Origin of the sequence: Flavobacterium sp. MMLR14_040 (assembly GCF_033657265.1) — a bacterium.
Classification (GTDB): Bacteria; Bacteroidota; Bacteroidia; order Flavobacteriales; family Flavobacteriaceae; genus Flavobacterium.
The window spans coordinates 370,938-394,658 of the sequence record NZ_JAWVWO010000001.1 but is presented as its reverse complement, the minus strand read 5'-3'; the positions used below and the strand labels follow the sequence as shown (position 1 = coordinate 394,658).

Sequence of the window (23,721 nt, the reverse complement as noted above, 5' to 3'; positions counted from 1 at the left end):
GAACTTATATAACTTATATGTTTTAAAAAACATACCAACTTGAAAGCAACTTACCACAAATACATGCTCGAATTCAAACGCCCGTCAGGAACGTCGCGCGGCGTTATGACCGAAAAAGAAACCTGGTTTATTGTACTTGAAAAAGACGGTAAAAAAGGAATAGGCGAGTGTGGCATTTTGCGTGGTTTAAGTGCCGACGATCGTGACGATTATGAAGAAAAACTAAAATGGACTTGTAAAAATATTCATTTAGGAGAAACAGCACTTTGGGAAGCTTTATTAGAATTTCCATCAATACAATTTGGCGTAGAAATGGCTTTTTTATCCTTAAAAAGTGAAAATCCATATTTATTATTTCCTTCAGATTTTACCAATAGTACTAAATCAATTACCATAAACGGATTGGTTTGGATGGGAGAGGCTGCTTTCATGAAAGAGCAAATTGAAGAAAAATTAGCAGCTGGTTTTAATTGTATAAAATTGAAAATTGGTGCAATCGATTTTCAAAAAGAATTGGAATTATTACAGTTTATAAGAAGTCATTTTTCTGCAGAACAAATAGAAATTCGTGTAGATGCAAATGGAGCTTTTGCCTTAAATGAAGCGTTAGATAAATTAAAGCAACTAAATCAATTTCAACTTCATAGTATTGAGCAACCAATAAAAAAAGGAAACAGTAAAGCGATGAAGGACTTGTGCGAAACAACGCCATTTCCAATTGCATTAGACGAAGAATTAATAGGCATTTTTTCATTCGAAGAAAAAGAAAAATTACTGCAGGAAATTAAACCACAATACATCATTCTGAAACCAAGTTTTGTTGGAGGTTTTAGAGGAACAAAAGAATGGATAACATTAGCAGATAAATATAATATTGGCTGGTGGATTACATCGGCATTAGAAAGTAATATTGGTTTGAACGCCATTGCACAATGGACTTTTTTGCAAAATTCAAAAATGCCGCAAGGTTTGGGAACAGGTGCACTTTACAATAATAATATCGATTGCCCGCTCGAAGTTTCTAATGGTCAATTATGGTATAATAATGATAAAAGCTGGGATTCCGATTTTCTTGATAAAGCATAAAAAAAACTGGCTTCTGACCAGTTTTTAAGGTTTAATTAATATTGGCTTTATTCTTTTCCTCCCAATAAGTTTTCCTGTAAATCTTTTAGATCCTGCCATTTCCCTTCATAGGCAAGTAAAGCTTGTTTTGACCACGTACTAGGATTGTGAATCGCATAGTTTTCTCCTCCCGCATCCAGAATTGCTTGCAATTTTTCGGTAGATGCTTCTGATAATTCCTTCCATGTGCTGATTCCAGCGGCGTTCATCAGAGTTTCAATTTTTGGTCCAATTCCTTCTACAATTTTCAAATCATTCTCTTCTATTTTTTTATTGCAAACCGATGCAGCCAAATCCTGATCAAAAAGAAAAACGGGAGTTGTGGCTGCAAATGACTGAGTTGCGTTTGGTTTAGATAGTTTTGCTGCTAAATCGGCTTCAAGAGCTGAAATTCTGGTATTCAGGCTTTTTGTATGTGCTTTACACGCATCCAAATCGGCTTGTAAATCAGCTGCAAGAGAACCATCTCCTTTTGAATTCATTTTCCCTAGTAAGTAACCTAAAATTCCACAGATTAATCCCACTAGCACAGGTATTAAAATACAAGGTATATTCATAATAGTATATTTTTGATTATTATTTAATCGTTATTACCGTTCTTCTGTTGTTGGCTTTGCCTTCGGGAGTTGTGTTTTCTCCAATTGGCTCATCAGGACCTTTTGATTCGGTTGTAATGCGTTCGCCATCGATTCCATTTTTTACAAGGTAATCTTTAGAAAATTCAGCACGTTTTTGTCCGAGAATTACATTTGCATCACGATTTCCAACATTATCAGAATGTCCCACAATTAAAACTGTAGCGTCATTAACATTTTTTAGATAATTCAAAATATCACTTACTTTTTGTTTTTCAACGGTATTTAAATCATCACTTGCTTTATTCGTGTTAAAATGTAGAATCAAAGGATCAGAATTGATCTTTTCCTTTAAAGTATCCCATTCATTATTAACGGCCGTAGTGGTATCCAAAGCCGGAAATTTATATTCTACCGGACCAATAAGAGTGTCAGCAATCATTTTCCAATTGTTTATAATTTCACCTTTTGTATCAAACTGACTTGCTGTTAAACCTTTAGAAACAAAATAATTTTTAACCTCATTTGCCCTTGCAAGTCCGAGATTTTCAAAAGTGGAGTTATTGGTTTCATTGGAAATAGCATAACCTGTAATTATTACTTTTTGTTTTGAATTTGAAGCTAAAAATGTTTTAAGATTCTCAATTCCAATTCCAATAGAATCACTTACCGGAGTAAGCAATGCCGAACTGTTTTTGAGGAACTTAAGGTTATCACTAGTACGAAAATCAATTCCGGAACCATTAAGAACAAAACGAACCATAGTGGTATCTCTGGCAGCTCCGGGTGTTTTTTCGGTGGCAACAGCTGGCGATTTCATACTGCAATTGCAACAAAATTTCAGGTATAAAAAAGTGCCTAAAATAATTGTTATAGCAATGCCTAATAGGTAAAGTGCTTTTTTAGACATAGTAATGAAGTTTAGATCCTATCAAAATTAACAAAAAAATAAATACAAAATGCTTTAATAATCAGTTATTTAAAATATAACATTCTATTTTTGAGATGATTACAAAATTTAACTGATTAGAAGGTATTGATAAAATGCAATTTCAAACTGAATTAAAATGAGTAACTTGCAGTAAAAATTTAATTTGGAGTTAAAATGATTGAAATAGAAAGAAAGTTTCTTGTAAAATCAAATGATTTTAAAGAACAGGCTTTTACTCAAAATAAGATTGCACAAGGTTATTTGAGTTCGCTTCCCGAAAGAACGGTGCGTGTGAGAATAAAAGGAAGTAAAGGATTTATTACGATAAAAGGAATTGGGCAGCATGGTGGAATGTCGCGCTTTGAGTGGGAAAATGAAATCCCGCTTGATGAAGCGCAGGAACTGCTAAAACTATGCGAAAAAGGTAAAATCGAAAAGACTCGTTTTGAAATAAAAGCCGGAAAACATGTTTTTGAAGTAGATGAATTTTACGGAGAAAATGAAGGTTTGGTAATGGCTGAAATTGAATTGGAATCAGAAACAGAATCTTTTGAAAAACCGGAGTGGCTTGGAGAAGAAGTTACGAATGATAAAAGATATTACAACGCTTATTTGAGCAAAAATCCCTTTAAAGACTGGGAAAAATAATAGATTTATGACAGAATATGATTTGATAATTGTTGGAGGCGGTCCAATTGGATTAGCCTGCGCAATTGAAGCTCAAAAGAAAAACTTACGCTATCTAATTATTGAAAAAGGTGCAATTGTAAACAGTATTTTCAATTATCCGTTGTACATGACTTTTTTTTCAACAGCCGAAAGACTAGAAATTGGAAATATCCCTTTTAATTGTCTTGCGCCAAAACCCGGTCGTCAGGAAGCTTTAGAATATTATCGAAACATTCACCGCTATTTTAATTTTTCCATCAATTTGTTTGAAGAAGTACTTAGTGTTGAAAAACAAGGGAATTCGGTTTTCAAAATAACTTCTGATAAAAAAACTTATGAAGCTAAAAATATTGTTATCGCTACAGGTTTTTATGATATTCCGATCAAAATGAATGTAAAAGGCGAGGGATTGCCAAAAGTTAGACACTACTATAAGGAAGCTCACGAATATGCTTTTAGGAATATTGTGGTTGTTGGCGCCAACAATTCATCTGTTGATGCTGCATTGGAATGTTGGCGAAAAGGAGCTAATGTAACAATGGTGATTCGCAAAAACGAAATCAATAATCGTGTAAAATATTGGGTAAAACCAGATATTGAAAATCGAATTGAAGAGGGAAGTATAAAAGCTTATTTTCAATCAAATATTACTGAAATAGGAGAAAATGAAGTTGAAATTGAAACTCCAAACGGTAAAGTGACCATTGAAAATGATTTTGTTCTTGCCTTAACCGGATATAAACCTGATTTGAATTTCCTTGAAAAAATGGGTATTGAACTTTCTAATGATGAACTAAAAATACCAACGTATAATCCTGAAACCATGGAAACAAACGTTGAAGGTTTATTTTTGGCAGGAGTAGTTTGCGGTGGAATGCAGACACATAAATGGTTTATCGAAAACTCCCGCATTCACGCCAATATGATTGTGGATTATATTACTGCTAAATAAAAAATGTTGCGCCGAATTTCACGAATTTTCACTAATTAATATTTTTGTCAGTTCGAGCGAAGTCGAGAACACTTTGCGTGCATTTCGACTTCGCTCAATGTGACATTCTTTGTCAATAAATTCGTGAAAATTCGTGAATCCGTGGCAAAAAAACTTTTAAGAACTACAAGAAAGCATAGAACAACCTACTTTTGAACGTGCCCAGTCTGGTCGTTTTGCAAACCATTTTTCTGATTCCGGCTGCTCGTCATAAGGCTTTTGCAATAACAAGTACAATTCATTTATCAACGAATAATCTTCCTGATCTGCATGGTCGATGGCCAATTGTGCCATATAATTTCGCAATACATATTTTGGATTTATTGTATTCATTTTTTGTGCACGATCTTCATCAGATAATGTTTCACTGTTTAATCTTTCAAGGTAAACAGAAAACCATTTTTTCCAGGATTCTAAAATGTCTCCAGAAATTTCTTCAGGAATATAAAAAGCATCCTGAATTTTTTCAATAGCGTTTTCTACAGAATCTTCTTTTTTAATTTTACTTAAATTTCTAAAAAAGATGGTCATATCCGTTTCAGATAATTGCAAAACAGTTTCTAAAGCGGTAACTAATTTATCGTCAGCTTCAGTTGAAGTAAATACACCTAATTTACTTAAAAACATCACTTTATAATCAGATTGAAAATCATTTATAAACGATTCTAAAATTTTTTCTAAAGGTTCTGCTTCATTTATTAAAGGATAAAGCGCATTGGCCAATTGATACAAATTCCATTGAGCAACCTGAGGCTGATTGCCAAAACGATATCTTCTGTTTTGACTATCAGTTGTATTAGGTGTCCAGTTTGGATCGTAATTTTCTAACCAGCCATACGGGCCGTAATCAATCGTAATTCCGTGAATTGACATATTATCGGTATTCATCACGCCATGTACAAAACCAACACGCTGCCAATGCAAAATCATTTCGCGGGTTGTATCAGCAACTTTCTTGAAAAATTGTAAATATTGTTCCTTTGGCTCGCCAGTAATTTCAGGAAAATAATGTTTGATATTATATTCAACAAATTGCTTTAAATTTTTAAGTTCATTTCGGGCTGTAAGCATTTCAAAACTTCCAAAACGAATAAAAGACGGAGCAACACGACAAACGATAGCACCTTTTTCGTAAGCAGGATTTCCATTGTATAAAATATCACGCAAAACCTGATCTCCAGACAACATTAGCGAAAGCGATCGGGTAGTGGGAACTCCCAAATAATGCATGGCTTCGGCACATAAATATTCTCTTATCGAAGAGCGCAAAACGGCCAAACCATCAGCAGTTCTGGAATACGGAGTTTTTCCTGCACCTTTTAACTGAAGGGTGAAAAACTCGTTATTATGTTCAACTTCAGTTAGATTAATCGCACGACCATCACCCAATTGCCCAGCCCAGTTCCCGAATTGATGTCCGGCATAACACATGGCGTAAGGTTTTGTTTCCTGCAAAATTTCCTTTCCCGAAAATGCATTCAAAAAGGCTTCTGACTGAATTTCATCTACAGAAATTCCAACCAATTCAGCAACTTCTTTAGAGGCATGAATTAGTTTTGGTTCTGTGGGTTTTGTTGGATTTACATATGAAAATAACGCATTTTTAACCTGACGAATTTCATTTGTTTCATCAGGATCTGCGGGTAGTTCAGCAGTAAATCTATTATTTATTTTTAAATTTTTCATTTGAGTTTCTTCTTTTTTTGCCACAGATTTCGCAGATTAAAAAGATTTTATATTAGTAAAAGCCACGAATTCACGAATGATTAGGTATATTTTTTTTAAATAAATTCGTGAATTGGTGGCTGTTTTTAAATGTTACAATAAAATCTAAGATAAAAAACTGCTATTTAAACAAGTTTATCTGCGTACATTTTTTTTAATTTCTGCACTTTTGGGTCAATTACGATTTGGCAGTAACGTGCATCCTGATTGTTATTGTAATAATTTTGATGATCTTCTTCGGCTTCGTAAAAAACTTCAAATTCAACTAATTGCGTTACAATTGGATCATCGTAAAACCCTTTTACTTCTTCAAAAACCTGTTCTGCAATTGCTTTTTGTTCTTCATTATGATATAAAATTACAGAACGGTATTGTGTTCCAACATCGGCTCCCTGACGGTTCAATGTTGTTGGATCATGACTTGTCATGAATATAAAAATTAAATCATGATATGAAATTATGTCAGGATCAAATGTAACTTGTATGACTTCGGCGTGACCCGTTCTGCCAGTACAAACTTCACGATAAGGAGGATTTTTAATAAAACCTCCTGAATATCCTGATTTTAAAGATTCTATTCCTTTTAAACGCTGAATTACAGCTTCTATACACCAAAAACATCCACCACCAAAGGTAGCTACTGATAAATTTCCCATAAATGTTATAGTTAAAGTTTTATATGCCCTATTAATCCGATAGAATATTATGATAATTTATTCAAAAAAAGACTATTTAATTAAAGATACTAAAAGGTTATTTAATGTTTGAAGTTTATAATTGATAAATTCACAATTCTATAAAAAAGCAATATATTTGCAATCAAACTCGGGCACAATAATGAATAGCAAAAATAATACCATCAGCTTAGAAACATATTTTCAGGATTTTAGAAAAAATATTGTTGGAATAAATCAGGAATTTATATCTCCATACGGTAAAAAACAGATTATTTATACCGATTGGACTGCCAGTGGAAGATTATATCGCCCAATTGAAGAGAAACTTCTTAATGAATTCGGGCCTTTTGTGGCTAATACACATACAGAAACTACTGTGTCAGGTACTGCCATGACAAAAGCGTATCATCATGCCAGACATATTATCAAGCGTCATACAAATGCAAATCAGGATGATGTTTTGATTACTGATGGAACAGGAATGACGGGCGTTATCAATAAATTCCAACGTATTCTGGGTTTAAAAATTCCGGAAAATTTAAAGGATTTTATTACGGTTCCTGCCGAAAAAAAACCTGTTGTTTTTATTTCACATATGGAACATCATTCTAATCAAACATCATGGTTAGAGACAATTGCAGATGTTGAAATTATTCCTTCCTGCGAAAAAGGGCTTTTTTGCCTGGATAATCTTGAACAATTATTAGAAAAATATACGGATAGAACAATTAAAATCGCTTCGATTACTTCCTGTTCAAATGTTACAGGTTTGAAAACTCCTTTTCATGAAGCAGCAAAATTGATGCACCAGCATAATGGTGTTTGTTTTGTAGATTTTGCCTGTTCTGGACCTTATGTAGAAATTGATATGCATCCTGCTGATCCTGAAGCTTATCTGGACGCGATTTTCTTTTCTCCACATAAATTTTTAGGCGGACCGGGAACTTCGGGTGTTTTGATTTTTAATAAAAAATTATACAATAATATGATTCCCGATTGTCCGGGTGGGGGAACTGTAAGCTGGACAAATCCTTGGGGCGAACATAAATATGTTGACAATATTGAGGATCGTGAAGATGGAGGAACTCCAGGTTTCTTGCAGGTTATAAAAACTGCTTTGGCAATTGAGCTAAAGGAAGAAATGGGAATTGAAAACATTTTACAACGTGAACACGAAATTGTTGATTATGTTTTTAGCGAATTAGGATCTGTTGAAAATATCAAAATCCTCGCAGGGCAACATAAAAATCGTTTGGGTGTTGTTTCTTTTTTTATTGAAAATTTACATTTTAATTTAGGTGTAAAATTATTAAATGACAAATTCGGAATTCAAACCAGAGGAGGATGCAGCTGTGCCGGAACTTACGGTCACTTTTTACTTCACGTAGATCAGGAAACTTCAAATAAATTGGTGAACGAAATCACGATTGGTGATTTGATCAAAAAACCGGGATGGATCAGAATGTCTATTCACCCAACTACTACTGATGAAGAAATTAAATTTGTTTGCGATGGCATAAAAGAATTGGCTAAAAACCATGAAACCTGGGCTTTAGATTATTCTTATGAAAAAAACACAAACGAATTTATCCATAAAAATGCAAATTCATTTGAAGATGAATTGGTAGGGAAATGGTTTAAATCATAATATTTTTCACAAAGATTGACCGTAGAGACGCACAGCAGTGCGTGTACGTTCCAATTTATTACAATGATTGTATATATACGATGTTTTAGACGCACTGTTGTGCGTCTCTACGATATACATTACCATAAATATTGCGGTAAATGTTGTGAAGATTTATAAATGAAATAATGTACAGGGAATTTTTTAAAAATAAATTTCTAATAAATTACAAAATTTCTAATATAGCCCCGATAGAGCCGTTATCCTTTGAGAGGAACGAACAAAGATATAGGTGAAAGCGGGACTGGTGGTCTTGGAAATTTGATGTTTCTGCTTCTAAAAAAAGAACCCGACAAGTTTTTCAAAACAAGTCGGGTTTTATATTAAATAATAGTATTAAAATTATTTTGCCTGCTGAAATTTCTTAAGTGATAATAAGGCCTGCTCTTTTACTTTATCCTGAAAAAAACCTGTCCAGCCCAGTAAAAGTCCTTTAAACCCGAAAGCTTGTTTTGACCATTTCCAAACATCAAAACTATCTGTGTGTTTAATAATCAAACCATCCTGAAAAATAAATTCGGCAGAAATTTTATTAATAACATTTCGGTTGGTTTTACTAAAATTATAAGTCGCAACCCAATTTGCCGATCCTGTAAAATCATCAGCCTTAACATTTGAGAACTCAATTTTTAAATTGCCTTTACTTCTTAAAAGTAACATTTGCCACATAGCAGAAACCTGCTCTTCTTTTAGTAAGCCAAAAGCGGGATCAATAAAATGAATTTTTGGATGATAGCATTCACTCATTGTTTTATAATCGGCGTTGGCAAAAGCAGTGTAGAATTTGGTGATTAAGTTTTCGTTTGGGTTCATAAAATACAATTAAGGCATAAATATAAGATTTATTAGAGAAAAAAATCTTTATAAAACGCTAATTTCTTTTGCTGTATTGAATGTTTTTTTTGATTGGTCGAAAGCTGTCGAAAAATAATTGGTTTTGTTTACTGCCGTAAAATATCCGGTTTGATTGCCGAAGGTATTTGAGTTTCCGGTAATAATAAACCTAATTCCTTTTATATCAGTATTTTTAAGTTTGTTCATTTCTGCCGGTGTAAAATAATAATAAGAAGTCGTTTTGCCATCTGCATATTCTTTTACATTTTTATCAACACAGGCTATTACATCGGCGTTTGCCAAATCTACATACACTCCTCCGGCAATTCTGGCTTTGTCGTTTGCTGTTGCAATTGTTAATTTTAAAATTCCCCCTTTTTCTGTTTTTGCGATCTGAACATTCGCTTCTCCCGTGTAGGCATATTTTTCGCAGATAAAAGTATAATTTTGTGTTGCCGAAAAAGGTTTAGAATCCTTTACAATCATGGTTTCCTGAGCATTGACCAAAGTCGAAAGAAACAATAACACAAAAAGAGGGAATTTTAAATTCATAAGTTAATTTTTATTAGTCTGTTATTTGAGATTCGAATTTCTCATCCCAATCCATTGATTTTATAGCAGAAACTAAATTATCTTCATTTACAAAAACACGCAATTCTTTGTTTGCCACTTTTTTGGTGTATAATGCATGATAGCGATAAATGGTTTCTTGTTTTGTTTTGTAAACACCATCCAATTTCAAATCAATAAAACTGCCATAATATTGTCGAAACTTTTGGCAGGTTTTTGTCAAACGTTCTTCGGTCGTGTTTTCCATTACAGATTGTGTGACTTCAGTTTCGTTAAAAGGTTTAAATTTAGATGTGTTGCAGGTTTCTAAAACCCGTTTCCCTAAATCATACGCTTTTTGTTGCTGCGCCGAAATAATTTCGGTCGAAACAACTTTTTTAATTTTTAAATCTTCGGTGTCTCTGCTTATGGTTTTCGATTTACAACCAATTAGCAATAACAAACATATAATCAATCCTGCTTTCTTCATAACTATTTATGTTATTTTTAATAATAAGTTAGGGTCGGGACAGTTTTCTATATAAAAGTTCAAGTCGTTTATGTTACAAACTCCTGGATAATCACCGTAATAATTTTCAATATTATTTATAATCTGAAAATGCAAATGAGGTGCATAATCTCCATTAACTGTAGAATTTCCAAAGGTTGCCAAACGGTCACCTTTTTTAAAAACTGTCCCAACGGTAATATTTTCTATACTTTCTAACGATAAATGTCCGTATAAAGTATAAAATTTTTCATTTTCAATTTCATGTTCCAAAATAATAGTGGGACCATAATCTCCAAAACCCTCATTATTTTTAAAACTGTGAATTTTTCCATCAAGCGGAGCGAGAATGGAAGTTCCAACTTTTCCCCATAAGTCCAAACCTATATGGATATTACGTTCGGGAAGATTTTCATTTTTAAAAATAGTACTTCTTTGATATAAGTTCCGCCCTTCTATATAACCGCCAAAAGCTATTTCGGCATCATTCTTTTTTAAATAATTGGTTATAAAAATTTCAAAATCATTGGCAGTCAAAGGTTTACTTTCAACTAGTCCTTTGTTGGTAACTGATAAATCTAATGCTATATATTTTGAGAAATCTATACTTGAATCAATAACTTTAGTAGGCGGCAAGGATTTTAAAATAGAAACTAGGGTCTTCATAAAATAGCAAATTAGGCGACTTTTTCGATGATAATTAATTCGTTGTGAACCTCCACACGAGGTAACATTTTTGAGGAAAACAATTTACTATTTATTTCCGAAATATACTTTCTATTTCTAACATTATGTGCTTCATCCAAAATCATGGTATTAAAAAGGACAACTCCTTTGTTTTTTAATAATGAAAAAACGCGGTTTGCAAAAAAGCTTTCGAATAAAAAATTGGGCATTTTTATATCTTCAAAAACATCAATAATAATCAAGTCGTATTTGTCTTTGGTTTTTAAAACAAACTCAAAAGCATCGTCGATAATAATTTCGAGTTGCTTGATTTGGTCCAGGTTAAAGTATTGATTGGCGATCTGAATCATATCAGGATCAATTTCGACTCCGGTAATTTTACCTTTATATTCAATTTCGTCTACGAGAGTTTTTATAACACTTCCGCCGGCAACGCCCAACAACAAAATATGTTCCATCTTAAGAATGCTTTCGTAACCAATATTTCGTAATCCGTACCTTAATATGCGCTGGAGACTTCCATAAGAATAATTGGTGTTTTCAGAATCTAAAACTAATTCGCCATTTGCCCAGGTAACTTCGATTACTTTGCTTCTGGCTGATTTTTTTTTGAATATTTTTATTGGAATCAGATAACTGAATATTTTTTGAATCATTTTATTGCGCTTTAACTCAAATTTACCATTAAAATCTTTTAATTTGCACGAAATAATTGACTTTAATGAAGAAAAAATTATACAAATTCCTTTTTTTTAAGCTAATGGGCTGGAAAATAGTGGGTGTAGAAAATGCCGAAGTAAAAAAATGTGTCTTGATGGTTATGCCTCATACAAGCAATCATGATTTTTATTTGGGAGTTTTCACCCGCGGAATCTCCGGACTGCAAATGAATTGGGTAGGAAAGAAAGAATTGTTTACTTTTCCGTTTGGTTATTATTTTAAATATATGGGTGGAGAGCCTTTAGATCGTACCGGCGGTTTAAATAAAGTAGATTCTATTGCTGCTATTTTTGAAAGAAAAGAAGTTTTTCGTCTTGCCGTTGCTCCGGAGGGAACCCGAAAAGGAGTGAAGGAAATTAAAACCGGATTTTACTATATTGCTCTTAAAGCAAATGTGCCAATTGTACCGGTAACTTTTAACTGGGGCAAGAAAGAAGTTAATTTTGGAACACCTTTGCAACCCACTGGGAATTATGAAGCCGATTTAGAAATTTTGAAATTACATTTTAGAGGAGTATTAGGGAAAATTCCGGAGAATGGCGTTCAGATCTAAATTTTAGCTCTTTTTTTTGCTTCCGTGAGAATCGCTTAAATGAAAAATATTTTTAAAATTTTTTAAATACGCGAAAATTCAGATTATGGGTTATATACCTTAAATGTTCCGTTTTTATAAAAAAATACAATTTTTTCGATTTCGCCTTCTTCCAAATTTAGATTTGAATTTTTTGATTCTGAAAAATATCTCTTTTCCTGATTTTCCTCTTTTTTATTCATTCCTGAAAATAAATCTTTCGAAACTTCATTTTCATGATACGGAATAGGTGTAGAAGGTTTTTCTGTTTCAACCGTGTTTTCAATTTTAGAATTTACAGTTTCTTCTTCATTTTTAGGAAAACTTCCTTTTCCATTTAAAATCCAATACAAGTCCACATCCGGAAAAACATCCAAAATTTTAAGAACAAAATCAAGGCTTGGTTTGTTTCTACCAGAAAGCAGGTGAGACATACTAGATCGCTGCACACCAATTTTATCAGCAAAAGAAGAGGCGTTTAGAGCATAATAATCGAGTATTATTTCGAGTCTTTTTACAAAATCATCGATGTTTACCATTGTAAATTCTATATTTAAAAATTGATGTTTACAAATGTAACTATAATAAGTCGAATAAGCAATTTTACAATAGTAAATAAGGTAAATAAGATTAAAAACTACTCTAATTTACTATAAGTAATGATGCTTAACTAATTGAAATAGAGCCTTATAATATATTTTATTAACAGAAGTAACAAATGTTAATCATGAAATATTAAAAACCAATTTAAAAGCATTAAAAACTGTTTACATTTCTAAATAATTAGAAATTTTACATGTTTACAATTGTAAAAATAAAGATGTTTACTTTTGTAAACTAATCAAAACACAATGAATTTAGAAGAATTATTTAATCAATACAAAGAGCAATCTATTGCGGGACGTTATCTAACTTTAGATCATATCCAACCATTATTAGATAAACTAAATACTAATAATCAGGTCAAAATTATTGGACATTCGGTTTTAAATAAACCTATATATAGTTATGAAATTGGTACAGGAGAAACTCGTATTTATTTATGGTCTCAAATGCACGGAAATGAAAGCACTACAACCAAAGCGCTTTTTGATTTTATAAATGTTTTAAACGGTAAGTCGGATTTTGCAGATAAAATGCTAAAAGCATTTACTTTTTACACTATTCCAATTCTAAATCCTGATGGGGCGGCGCTTTACACTCGTGAAAATGCCAATAAAATTGACTTAAACCGAGATTCACAAAATCTGACTCAGCCCGAGAGTACTATTTTAAGGAAGGTATTTGAAGATTTTAAACCTCATTATTGTTTTAATCTTCATGATCAGCGCACCATTTTTGGTGCAGGAGATAGTGGTAAACCGGCAACCGTTTCTTTTTTAGCACCATCTTATAACGAAGCGCGTGATATAAATGATAACAGATTAAAAGCCATAAACCTTATTGCAGGCCTTAATGATGTATTACAGGGGTATATTCCGGGGCAGGTGGGACGTTTTGACGATTCATTCAATATTAATTGTATTGGAGATACCTTTCAGTTCTTAGGAGTTCCAACTATTTTATTTGAAGCAGGTCATTTTCCGGATGATTATCAAAGAGAAATTACCCGAAAGTTCATATTTTTCTCACTAATTTCGAGTTTCAAACTGCTTTCCGAAAACGATTTAGTTGATAATCGAATTAATGATTATTTGAATATTTCACAAAATAAAGTCGTTTTTTATGATTTTATGTATAAAAACATCAAAATAAATTATGATGGTATCGAAATTATTACGAATTTTGTCGCACAATACAAAGAAGAATTGATTGAAAATAAGATTCAGTTTAACGCTTACATAGTTGAAGTAGGCGACTTGGAAAATTATTTTGGTCATTATGAATATGATGCTAAAGGCGCAGATTATTCAGATGACTTTAGTAACATTCCGAAATTGAATCAAAAAGCAAATTTTTATTTAAATAAAAATGTTAAATTTGTTAACGGATTGATAAAAAGTTAATTTTTATGTGAATTTGTTATTTTTTATGCATATTTTTATACTTTGTTATAGCAATTAGTAATATTAATTAAAGAATTATGAGTAAATTTCGTTTAGATGAAGTAGATCACCAGATTTTAGATATGTTAATAGACAATACGAGAGTTCCGTTTACTGACATTGCAAAAAAACTATTGATATCTGCTGGAACAGTACATGTTAGAGTAAAAAAAATGGAAGACGCCGGAATTATAATGGGATCTTCACTAGCCTTAGATTACGATAAATTAGGGTATTCATTTATTGCTTATGTAGGTGTGTTTCTTAATAATACCTCTCAAACTAAATTTGTATTAGAGCGAATAAACCAAATTCCTTTCGTAACTGTGGCTTCTGTGACTACCGGAAAATTCAATATTTTCTGTAAAATCAGAGCGAAAGATACGAAACACGCGAAGGAAGTTATTTTCATGATCGACGATATCGAAGGCGTTTACAGAACAGAAACAATGATTTCATTAGAAGAAAGTATAAACGATAAGAAGCGTTTGATGCATACTATATTTAAAAATATGTAATATTTTCTTGAATGCTATATTAAAATATAACCTCAAGTTTATTCTTGGGGTTTTTTTATGACCAATTAACCAACCAACTATAACACGATTATGTATACGTTACCCAAAATTGAGCGCTTCAATCAGGACGTTCTCTCAAAATACCACATTTATAATAGTGTTTTTATAACATTACCTTTTGATTCTATAGATAATACAGGAGTTTTACTTCCTTTATTTACAGAAACTTGCGAAACGGGCTTTAAAAAACAGGAAACACCAAAAGAGATTTTTGATTTCTTTTCTAATAAATTTTTAAATAACGCAACTGAGACTGAAAAAATCGATTTAATGTTTCGATTTATTCAATATATAGAACGTCAGATTGTGCTATTTGATGCCATTGAAGATGCTGCTTTTCCGGTTGTAAACAACATGGAAGGGCGTGGTTCTCTTCGTGATATCAAAGAAAAATCAGATGCAAAGGAAAAAGACGACGATCTTATTGAATTTCTTGAAAATTTCAATGTAAGAACGGTTTTAACGGCGCATCCTACGCAATTTTATCCAGGCCCGGTACTTGGGATTATAAATGATTTAACCGAAGCAATTCGATTGAATAATTTATTGCAGATTAAGCAATTGCTGGCTCAGCTGGGAAAAACTCCATTTATTCAGAATGAAAAACCAAATCCTTACGACGAAGCGGTAAGTTTGATTTGGTATCTGGAGAATGTTTTTTATGCTACATCTGGAGAAATTGTGCATTATTTACAGAAAAACATCCTTCACGGAAATGCTATTCAAAACCAATTAATCAAACTTGGTTTTTGGCCGGGAGGAGACCGTGACGGAAATCCTTTTGTAACAACTGAAATTACTTTGAAAGTTGCAGAACGCTTGCGTACTTCGATTTTGAAGTGTTATTATGTTGAAATGAGAAGTTTAAAAAGAAAACTAACCTTCTCAGGAGTAGATACTTTGGTGTCTGAACTTGAACAAAAACTTTATCGTTCTGTTTTTTATTCAAAAGGAGAAATTTATATCACTTTAGACGAATTATTATCGCAGCTTAATGCAATTCGAAACATTATTATTGAAAAACACCAATCCTTGTATTTAGATGAATTGGATGCGTTTTTAGTAAAAATTAATTTATTTGGTTTCCATTTTGCGACTTTAGATATTCGCCAGAATAGTAAAATTCACAACGCCGTTTTCAAAGATGTTGTAAATTATTATTTGAATTCAGGTTCGAAAATTTTCCCTGAAAACTATTATGAATTATCAGAAGAAGAAAAACTGGTTGTTTTATCAAAAGTAAAGGGAGAATTGAATCCTGAGCATTTTGAAGATGAAATTACCAGATCTACTTTAGAATCTGTTCAGGCTATAAAAACGATTCAGCAAAATAACGGAGAGTTTGGTGCTAACCGTTATATTATTAGTAATAACGAAAGTGCGCTGAATGTTATGGAAACTTTTGCCATGATTCGTTTGAACAATTGGGAAAATCCTACTGTTGATATTATTCCGCTTTTTGAATCAGTTGATGATTTACAAAATGCTCACGAAATTATGGAGCAGTTGTACACCAATCCTGAATATTCTAAACATTTACAGGCGAGAGGAAATAAGCAAACTATTATGCTTGGTTTCTCTGACGGAACTAAAGATGGTGGTTATTTAATGGCAAACTGGAGTATTTACCAGGCTAAAATTGCATTGACAGAAATTTCAAGAAAATATGGTATTAAAGCTATTTTCTTTGATGGCCGTGGTGGACCTCCAGCTCGTGGCGGTGGAAAAACACATAAATTTTATGCGTCTTTAGGACCAAAAATTGAAAATAACGAAATTCAGATTACAGTTCAGGGACAAACAATTAGTTCAAATTTTGGAACTCTTGATTCTTGCCGTTATAACATCGAAAACTTATTAAGTGCCGGTGTAACGAATCAGGTTTTTAGCAAAGAAAAAAATGAATTAAGCGCTACTGAGACTGAAATTTTAACGCAATTGGCTGGTTTAGGATATGACAAATATTTGAGCTTTAAAAATCATCCAAAGTTTATTCCGTATTTAGAAAAGATGAGTACATTAAAGTATTATTCTAAAACAAATATTGGAAGTCGTCCATCTAAAAGAAGTAAATCTGAGCAATTGGATTTTGCTGATTTAAGAGCAATTCCTTTTGTGGGTTCATGGAGTCAATTGAAACAAAATGTACCGGGATTTTTTGGAGTAGGAACTGCATTGAAATATTTTGAAGACAACAATCAATGGGATAAAGTGAGTGATTTGTATCATAATTCACTATTCTTTAGAACATTGCTAGAAAATAGTATGATGTCATTGGCAAAATCATTTTTTCCTTTAACAGCGTACATGAAAAAAGATCCTGAATTTGGTGAATTCTGGCAGATTATCTACGATGAGTTTTTAGAAACAAAACGTCTTCTGCTTAAAATTGCTGGTCATAAAACATTGATGGAAAATTATCCTGATGGTATAGCTTCTATTCAAATAAGAGAGCGTATCGTTATGCCATTGTTGACAATACAGCAATATGCTTTATTGAGAATTAATGAGCTAAACAAAGAAAATGGCAATAATGAAGAGTTGATTAAGGTTTACGAAAAAATCGTAACAAGATCTCTTTTCGGAAACACAAACGCGAGTAGAAACTCAGCCTAAAACTAGAATTTTAATTTATTTTATAGCAAAAATTAATAGAAATGAATTCAAGCCAATTATTAGAAAATGAATATTCAGGCGGTTTTGCAACGTATATTCGTGAAGCCGGAGATGTAAACCTGATAGAAGAATTAGAGATTTCTCTGCATGATTTTATACGGTTTGTTCAAAATATCCCGATGGATAAATTTGATTATCGCTACGCAGAAGGAAAATGGACAATTAAAGATATTATTCAGCATCTAATAGATTGCGAGCGCATTTTTGCTTATCGCGCTTTGCGTTTTTCAAGAAATGATCAAACTCCATTGGCAAGCTTTGAAGAAAATGATTATGCAATCAATACCAATGCAAACGAAAGAAGTATTCAGGATTTATTAACTGAATTATCTGCCGTAAGACACTCAAATTTATTGTTTTACAAAAGTTTATCTGAAGAACAGCTTAAACGTATGGGAACAGCTTCGAATATTCAGATTTCTGTTCGTGCTTTAGGTTTTACCATTATTGGACATCAGAAACATCATCAAAAAGTTTTTGAAGAAAGGTATTTGTAAGTTTTCTTTTTTAATATAAAAAAATCCTGTGAAGAATATTTTTCACAGGATTTTTATTTTACTGATGATTTATAATTTCTACTAATTCAAAAATGAAATGAAAAAATAAAAAACCGTGAAAATTATTTTTTCAATTCTAATTTTTTCAATCTGGAGTTTATGGCGCCTTCATTTCTTCCTAACAAAAGCGCTATTTCTTTCACTTTCTTTCCTTGATAAAAATTATGAACAAGCTCTGAATCTTCTTCTGAACTCCATTTCTTGTAAGCCTCAGGATTTTCTAATCTTTTCTCATCCAATGAATAAGCTTTAATTTTTAGCTTTTCATCATCATCTTTGTGCCTTTCAAGAAAAGCTAATGCAAATCGAATTTTATCGTAAGACAATTTTTCTTCAAAATAATCATAATAGGGTTTCAATGCAGTTGGAAATTCAAGTTCGATTTGCGCTTTTTGCAATTGAGAAATTTCTTTTTCTGTAACAAACTTACTTAAATCAAAATCATGTCCGTCAACATATAATTTAGCTAAATGTGAAATAATAGTAGTCTGTCCCAAACTTCTTTTTTCTGCGATTTCCTGTACCGAAGCGCCACTTTGAAACATCACTAAAGTTGTTTTATAGGTGTTGCCTTCTTTTTTAGCTTTAGCATTTGTCTTTTTTACTTTTTCATAATAAATAATTGCATCTATAAATTCCTGACCATATTTTTCAAGTTTAGCTTTACCAACACCATCAATAGCAAGAAACTCTTCATCACTCATTGGACGTAAGGTTTCCATTTGTCTTAATGCAGCATCGCTAAAAATTACGTAGGCAGGAACTTCTTCGTCTTTAGCAATTTCGTAGCGCAACTTACGAAGTATTTCAAAAAGAGAATTTTTGGCAGTTTTAGCTTTTGTTTCCTTGATTTCGTTTTTATCAATTGCTTTTTTAACAACGTTAGTCAATTTTACTTTCTCTCCTTCAAATAAAACTTTTTTAGCAAAAGAGGTGAGTAATATTTTATTATGCTGATGAAAAGCAATTTCAAGATATCCAAGATTAATTAGCTGAATAAGGTATTGATTCCAGTCGTACCACGAAACATCAGCGCCAATTCCGTACGTTTTTAGGTCTTGATAATTTTTTTCGTAGATATATGCGTTTTTTGAGCCTCTTAAAAAATCTACAATCACGGCCAAAGGTTCAGATTCCTTTAAACGGCTAATAGCTGACAATGCTTTTTGCGCGAGAATCGTACCATCGAAAAATGTTGGCGGTTTTTTGCAAATATCGCAATTACCGCAATTCTCATTAACCAACTCACCGAAATAAGAAAGCAAAATTTTTCTTCTGCAGCTTAAAGCATCTGCATATTGTTTCATCCTTTCCAATTTTGCTAACTGAACATCAGAATTCAATCCTTCTGAAGCAAATTTCTGTAGTTGGATTACATCTGCATAACTTTCAAATAAAACGGTTTCTGCTGGCAGTCCGTCACGACCGGCACGGCCAATTTCCTGATAATAGCCTTCAATATTTTTTGGTAAATTATAATGAATAACCCAGCGCACGTTCGATTTATCAATTCCCATTCCAAAGGCAATTGTCGCGCAAACTACCTGACAATCATCATTTATAAATTCGTCTTGAGTTTTGGCACGAAGATTATTATCAAGACCTGCGTGATATGCTTTTGCCGCTATTCCTTTTTTTTGCAGTTTCTCCGCCAGTTCTTCTGTTGTTTTTCGGCTCAGACAATAAATTATACCGCATTCATTGGGTTTATTTTCAACGAAATCTATAATTTGTTTTACTCTGTCTAATGCCGGACGAACTTCCAGACTTAAATTTTTCCTGTCAAAGGATGCTACAAAAGTTTTCGGATTTCTTAATTTTAGTTGTTTTGTAATATCAGTACGCGTCGCTTTATCTGCAGTAGCCGTCAAAGCCAGCACCGGAGTAGAAGGGAAGCGGCTTTTTAGATATCCCAAATTGGTATAAGCAGGTCTGAAATCATGTCCCCAAGATGAAATACAATGCGCTTCATCAATGGCAATTAAACTGATTGTCAACTCGTTAAAAACAACATCTAGATACGATAAACTTTCAGGAGCAATATAGACTAATTTAAAAGTATTCGATTTTAAATTGTCGATATAAAACTGCTGTTCTTCGCTGGATTGACTGCTATTTATATAACAAGCTGAAATTCCGTTGGTTTTTAAACTGTCAACCTGATCCTTCATTAAGGCAATTAAAGGAGAAATTACAATTGTAATTCCTGGCAAAACCAAAGCCGGTAATTGAAAACAAATCGATTTTCCGCCACCTGTTGGCATAATCGCCAGAGTATCCTGACCAGAAAGAATCGTGTTGATTATGGTTTCCTGATTAGGTCTGAATTTTTCAAAACCAAAATTTTCTTTTAGCTTGGCATGTAATATTTCTGAATTCATTTGGCTTATAATTATCCGTTAAATATAGGAAAAAATCAAAATATATAATATTTTTCCTATAAAATATATACGTTTCCAGTAAATAAAAAAAGGAACCCCAAATAGAGTTCCTTTATTTTATTGTGAAAGAGATAAATTAATCTTCATCGTCTTCATCATCGTCGTCATCAGCAATATCATCTGGGTCCCTGTCATCGTCATCATCGTCATCTCCGCCATCTGTATCTGGTTTATCTATTGCATCATCGTCGTCGTCGTCATCAATATCATCATCAAGATCAAGACCTTTTACTGGTTCGATTGTATCAACATCAACGTCGATATCATCGTCTTCATCGTAATTTTCGATTCTGTCAGCAAGTTTAGTACTAATTTTTACTAAATAAATAGTGTCTTCAGTACGTACTTCAACAGCTTCGATCAATTCGTTTTTAGCATTTCTAAAACGGATTACATCCGAATCATCATAACCATCAGGAAATTTTTCTACCAAAAGGTTTAAAATTTCATTGGTAAGTTTAGCGTAGTCTACTATAACTCTTTTCATAAATATCCTATAAATCTAATAAGTAAGCAAAAATTAAAGGTGCCACAATTGTAGCATCCGACTCAATAATAAATTTAGGGGTTTTAATGTCTAATTTACCCCAAGTGATTTTCTCGTTTGGAACTGCTCCGGAATAAGATCCGTAACTAGTTGTTGAATCTGAAATCTGGCAGAAATAACTCCAAAACGGAATATCATGCATTTCCATATCCTGGTACAACATTGGAACAACACAAATAGGAAAATCTCCTGCAATACCACCACCAATTTGGAAAAATCCAATTCCGTTAGTACTGTTTTTTGGATACCAGTCAGCAAGGAATGTCATGTATTCAATTCCTGATTTCATGGTAGAAGCTTTCAAATCTCCTTTGATTACGTATGAAGCGAAGATATTTCCCATTGTACTATCTTCCCAACCCGGAACAATAATAGGTAAATTTTTCTCGGCTGCTGCATACATCCAGCTATCTTTTAAATCTATTTCGTAATATTCTTCTAAAACACCTGATAATAGCATTTTATACATGAATTCATGTGGAAAATAACGTTCACCTTTATCATCAGCATCTTTCCAGATTTTGTAAATGTGTTTTTGCAAACGACGAAACGCTTCATGCTCAGGAATACAAGTGTCTGTAACACGATTTAATCCTCTTTCAAGCAAAGCCCATTCGTCTTCTGGTGTCAAATCACGATAGTTAGGCACTCTTTCGTAGTGAGAGTGTGCTACTAAATTCATGATATCTTCTTCTAGATTGGCTCCGGTACAAGAAATAATCTGTACTTTATCTTGTCTAATTATTTCGGCAAAAATTTTACCAATTTCTGCTGTACTCATAGCGCCAGCCATACTTACCATCATTTTAGCACCGTTTGCTAATTGTTGTTCGTATGCCTTTGCAGCATCTACAAGAGAAGCAGAGTTAAAGTGTAAATAATGTTTTTCAATAAACTGACTGATAGGTCCTTTCATTTTGTTTTGTTTTTTTGTTTTTTTTTTGAATTAAAAGTTTGACCTTTTACATGATACTGCAAATTAATAATTTTATATATATTAACATTTAATTTGCAGGTTTTTTTTTATACTTTTTTTGTATATCCTAAAATTTTCAGTACATCGTCAGAAGTTTGTTGTTCTGAGAAAACTTCGGTAGCTAAAATTCCGTTTTCGTCACGATCTATTAAAATGTGTTTAGGCTGCGGAATCAAACAGTGGTGTAAACCTCCATATCCTCCAATAGTTTCCTGATACGCACCAGTATTAAAGAAACCAATATACAATGGTTTTTCTTTGTTGTATTTAGGCAAATAAATAGCGTTCATATTTTGTTCTGAATTGTAATAATCGTCACTATCACAAGTCAATCCTCCTAATAAAACCCGCTCGTATGTATCATTCCAACGATTAACCGCCAGCATGATAAAACGTTTGTTTATAGCCCAAGTATCCGGCAAAGTAGTAATGAATGAAGAATCAATCATATTCCATTTTTCTCTATCATTTTGTTGTTTTTGATACAAAATCTGATAAATTGCACCGCCGCTTTCACCAACTGTAAACGAACCAAATTCTGTGAAAATATTTGGAACATCAACTTCAGCTTCATCACAGGCGATTTTAATTTGATTGATAATTTCATCAATCATATATTGATAATCATATTCAAATGCAAGTGAATTTTTAATAGGGAAACCACCTCCAATGTTTAATCCGTCCAGAGTAGGGCATTCCTTTTTAAGCGCAATGTATACCTTAATACATTTTACTAACTCATTCCAGTAATATGCTGTATCATTTATTCCGGTATTAATAAAAAAGTGAAGCATTTTAAGCTCTAACTTTTCATTTTCCTGAATTTGTTTTTTATAAAACGATACAATGTTTTTATATCCAATTCCTAATCTTGAAGTATAAAACTCAAATTTAGGCTCTTCTTCAGCTGCAATACGAATTCCAATTTTGAATTTTCCTTTGATTTCTCCCTGAAGCAAATCAAGTTCTTCATAATTGTCAATGATCGGAATAGTATTTTTATGCCCGTTATTGATTAATCTTGCAATATTGCTGATATATTCATCTCTTTTAAAACCATTGCAAATAACATAAGTACTTTTGTTGATTTTACCATTTTCCAACAAATTCTCAACAATATTGACATCAAATGCTGATGATGTTTCAATATGAATATTGTTTTTGAAAGCTTCATTCATAATGTATTCAAAATGAGAACTTTTTGTACAATAACAATAGTAATACTTTGCTTCGTATTTGTTCTTTTCCATTGATTTTCTGAACCAGGCCTTTGCTTTATTGATGTTTTCAGAAATCTGAGGCAAATAAGTAAACTTTAATGGTGTACCATATTGTTCAACTAATTTCATCAAATCGATATTGTGAAACTGTAAGTTGTCTTTGTTTAGTTTAAATTCCTCTTGTGGAAAATAGTATGTTTGGTTTATTAGATCAGAATATTTTGTATTCATTTATTTTTCAATATTTTAGGATTGTAATTTTTTAATTTAAGATACGATAATAATCTTAAATTCAAACCCTAATATTGGCAAATATAATTTGCAGTTTTTCGTGTTCTGCTTTTGAGCATGAGAAAACATCAAAACAAAACGGACTTTTACTATTATAAAAACGGTTCAACATCCTTAGTAAAGAACTATTGAGTCGGTTTC

23 protein-coding genes are annotated in these 23,721 nt (G+C 32.5%); 9 read left to right on the top strand and 14 right to left on the bottom strand.

Features of this window, described 5'->3' with window-relative positions; all coding sequences use genetic code 11:
- The first annotated feature begins 39 nt into the window (after positions 1-39).
- A complete protein-coding gene (locus SD960_RS01845) occupies positions 40-1,086 on the top strand; it encodes an o-succinylbenzoate synthase (RefSeq protein ID WP_318800531.1) in 1,047 nt (348 codons plus the stop codon).
- 47 nt (positions 1,087-1,133) lie between these two features.
- On the opposite strand, the gene SD960_RS01840 is transcribed toward SD960_RS01845, so the two are convergent.
- A complete protein-coding gene (locus SD960_RS01840) occupies positions 1,134-1,682 on the bottom strand; it encodes a hypothetical protein (protein ID WP_318800530.1) in 549 nt (182 codons plus the stop codon).
- Positions 1,683-1,701: 19 nt separating this feature from the next.
- Positions 1,702-2,610 (bottom strand): OmpA family protein, encoded by a 909-nt coding sequence (locus SD960_RS01835; protein WP_318800529.1) that lies wholly within the window; start codon positions 2,608-2,610, stop codon positions 1,702-1,704.
- A gap of 195 nt (positions 2,611-2,805) precedes the next feature.
- Here SD960_RS01835 and SD960_RS01830 point away from each other — a divergent pair, with 195 nt between their 5' ends.
- Complete coding sequence (locus SD960_RS01830; protein ID WP_318800528.1) at positions 2,806-3,279, top strand: CYTH domain-containing protein; 474 nt, start codon at positions 2,806-2,808, stop codon at positions 3,277-3,279.
- 7 nt (positions 3,280-3,286) lie between these two features.
- Positions 3,287-4,252, top strand: coding sequence for a YpdA family putative bacillithiol disulfide reductase (locus tag SD960_RS01825; protein ID WP_318800527.1), 966 nt, complete (start codon positions 3,287-3,289; stop codon positions 4,250-4,252).
- Between the two features lie 156 nt (positions 4,253-4,408).
- On the opposite strand, the gene SD960_RS01820 is transcribed toward SD960_RS01825, so the two are convergent.
- Both SD960_RS01820 and msrA read right to left on the bottom strand, forming a co-directional pair.
- On the bottom strand, positions 4,409-5,977 hold the full coding sequence (locus SD960_RS01820; protein ID WP_318800526.1) for a protein adenylyltransferase SelO: 1,569 nt from the start codon (positions 5,975-5,977) through the stop codon (positions 4,409-4,411).
- Positions 5,978-6,141: 164 nt separating this feature from the next.
- A complete protein-coding gene (gene msrA, locus SD960_RS01815; protein WP_318800525.1) occupies positions 6,142-6,672 on the bottom strand; it encodes a peptide-methionine (S)-S-oxide reductase MsrA in 531 nt (176 codons plus the stop codon).
- Between the two features lie 181 nt (positions 6,673-6,853).
- On the opposite strand from msrA, the gene SD960_RS01810 reads away from it, so the two are divergent.
- On the top strand, positions 6,854-8,341 hold the full coding sequence (locus SD960_RS01810; RefSeq protein WP_318800524.1) for an aminotransferase class V-fold PLP-dependent enzyme: 1,488 nt from the start codon (positions 6,854-6,856) through the stop codon (positions 8,339-8,341).
- Positions 8,342-8,722: 381 nt separating this feature from the next.
- Here SD960_RS01810 and SD960_RS01805 read toward each other — a convergent pair whose 3' ends face one another.
- Genes SD960_RS01805 through SD960_RS01785 form a run of 5 tightly spaced genes read right to left on the bottom strand, consistent with a single transcriptional unit; the run spans position 8,723 to position 11,614 of the window.
- On the bottom strand, positions 8,723-9,193 hold the full coding sequence (locus tag SD960_RS01805; protein WP_318800523.1) for a nuclear transport factor 2 family protein: 471 nt from the start codon (positions 9,191-9,193) through the stop codon (positions 8,723-8,725).
- Positions 9,194-9,241: 48 nt separating this feature from the next.
- Positions 9,242-9,766 carry a hypothetical protein gene (locus tag SD960_RS01800; protein WP_318800522.1) on the bottom strand — a complete coding sequence of 175 codons (525 nt, stop codon included), beginning with the start codon at positions 9,764-9,766 and terminating at the stop codon, positions 9,242-9,244.
- Between the two features lie 13 nt (positions 9,767-9,779).
- Positions 9,780-10,253: a hypothetical protein gene (locus SD960_RS01795; protein ID WP_318800521.1), complete on the bottom strand. Its 474-nt coding sequence runs from the start codon at positions 10,251-10,253 to the stop codon at positions 9,780-9,782.
- A gap of 6 nt (positions 10,254-10,259) precedes the next feature.
- A complete protein-coding gene (locus tag SD960_RS01790) occupies positions 10,260-10,937 on the bottom strand; it encodes a peptidoglycan DD-metalloendopeptidase family protein (protein ID WP_318800520.1) in 678 nt (225 codons plus the stop codon).
- An 11-nt stretch (positions 10,938-10,948) separates the two neighbouring features.
- On the bottom strand, positions 10,949-11,614 hold the full coding sequence (locus SD960_RS01785) for a fused MFS/spermidine synthase (protein WP_318800519.1): 666 nt from the start codon (positions 11,612-11,614) through the stop codon (positions 10,949-10,951).
- 65 nt (positions 11,615-11,679) lie between these two features.
- On the opposite strand from SD960_RS01785, the gene SD960_RS01780 reads away from it, so the two are divergent.
- Positions 11,680-12,231, top strand: coding sequence for a 1-acyl-sn-glycerol-3-phosphate acyltransferase (locus tag SD960_RS01780; RefSeq protein ID WP_318800518.1), 552 nt, complete (start codon positions 11,680-11,682; stop codon positions 12,229-12,231).
- Positions 12,232-12,314: 83 nt separating this feature from the next.
- On the opposite strand, the gene SD960_RS01775 is transcribed toward SD960_RS01780, so the two are convergent.
- Positions 12,315-12,788, bottom strand: coding sequence for a helix-turn-helix transcriptional regulator (locus SD960_RS01775; protein WP_318800517.1), 474 nt, complete (start codon positions 12,786-12,788; stop codon positions 12,315-12,317).
- A gap of 312 nt (positions 12,789-13,100) precedes the next feature.
- Here SD960_RS01775 and SD960_RS01770 point away from each other — a divergent pair, with 312 nt between their 5' ends.
- The 4 genes from SD960_RS01770 (at position 13,101) to SD960_RS01755 (ending at position 18,045) form a co-directional block, all read left to right on the top strand.
- Positions 13,101-14,255, top strand: coding sequence for a M14 family metallopeptidase (locus SD960_RS01770; protein ID WP_318800516.1), 1,155 nt, complete (start codon positions 13,101-13,103; stop codon positions 14,253-14,255).
- Between the two features lie 77 nt (positions 14,256-14,332).
- Positions 14,333-14,812 (top strand): Lrp/AsnC family transcriptional regulator, encoded by a 480-nt coding sequence (locus SD960_RS01765; RefSeq protein WP_007805990.1) that lies wholly within the window; start codon positions 14,333-14,335, stop codon positions 14,810-14,812.
- A gap of 90 nt (positions 14,813-14,902) precedes the next feature.
- Entirely contained in the window at positions 14,903-17,488 is a 2,586-nt protein-coding gene (locus tag SD960_RS01760) for a phosphoenolpyruvate carboxylase (protein ID WP_318800515.1), read from the top strand.
- 41 nt (positions 17,489-17,529) lie between these two features.
- On the top strand, positions 17,530-18,045 hold the full coding sequence (locus SD960_RS01755) for a DinB family protein (protein WP_318800514.1): 516 nt from the start codon (positions 17,530-17,532) through the stop codon (positions 18,043-18,045).
- Positions 18,046-18,167: 122 nt separating this feature from the next.
- Here the strand turns inward: SD960_RS01755 and recQ are convergent, their stop codons facing one another.
- The 4 genes from recQ to SD960_RS01735 all read right to left on the bottom strand — a co-directional run bounded on the left by recQ (position 18,168) and on the right by SD960_RS01735 (position 23,520).
- A complete protein-coding gene (recQ, locus tag SD960_RS01750; RefSeq protein ID WP_318800513.1) occupies positions 18,168-20,486 on the bottom strand; it encodes a DNA helicase RecQ in 2,319 nt (772 codons plus the stop codon).
- Between the two features lie 136 nt (positions 20,487-20,622).
- Entirely contained in the window at positions 20,623-21,033 is a 411-nt protein-coding gene (locus SD960_RS01745) for a DNA primase (protein WP_115848307.1), read from the bottom strand.
- Positions 21,034-21,040: 7 nt separating this feature from the next.
- Entirely contained in the window at positions 21,041-22,009 is a 969-nt protein-coding gene (locus tag SD960_RS01740) for a deoxyhypusine synthase family protein (protein ID WP_007811609.1), read from the bottom strand.
- A gap of 107 nt (positions 22,010-22,116) precedes the next feature.
- Entirely contained in the window at positions 22,117-23,520 is a 1,404-nt protein-coding gene (locus SD960_RS01735; protein WP_302096172.1) for an arginine decarboxylase, read from the bottom strand.
- Positions 23,521-23,721 lie beyond the last annotated feature (201 nt).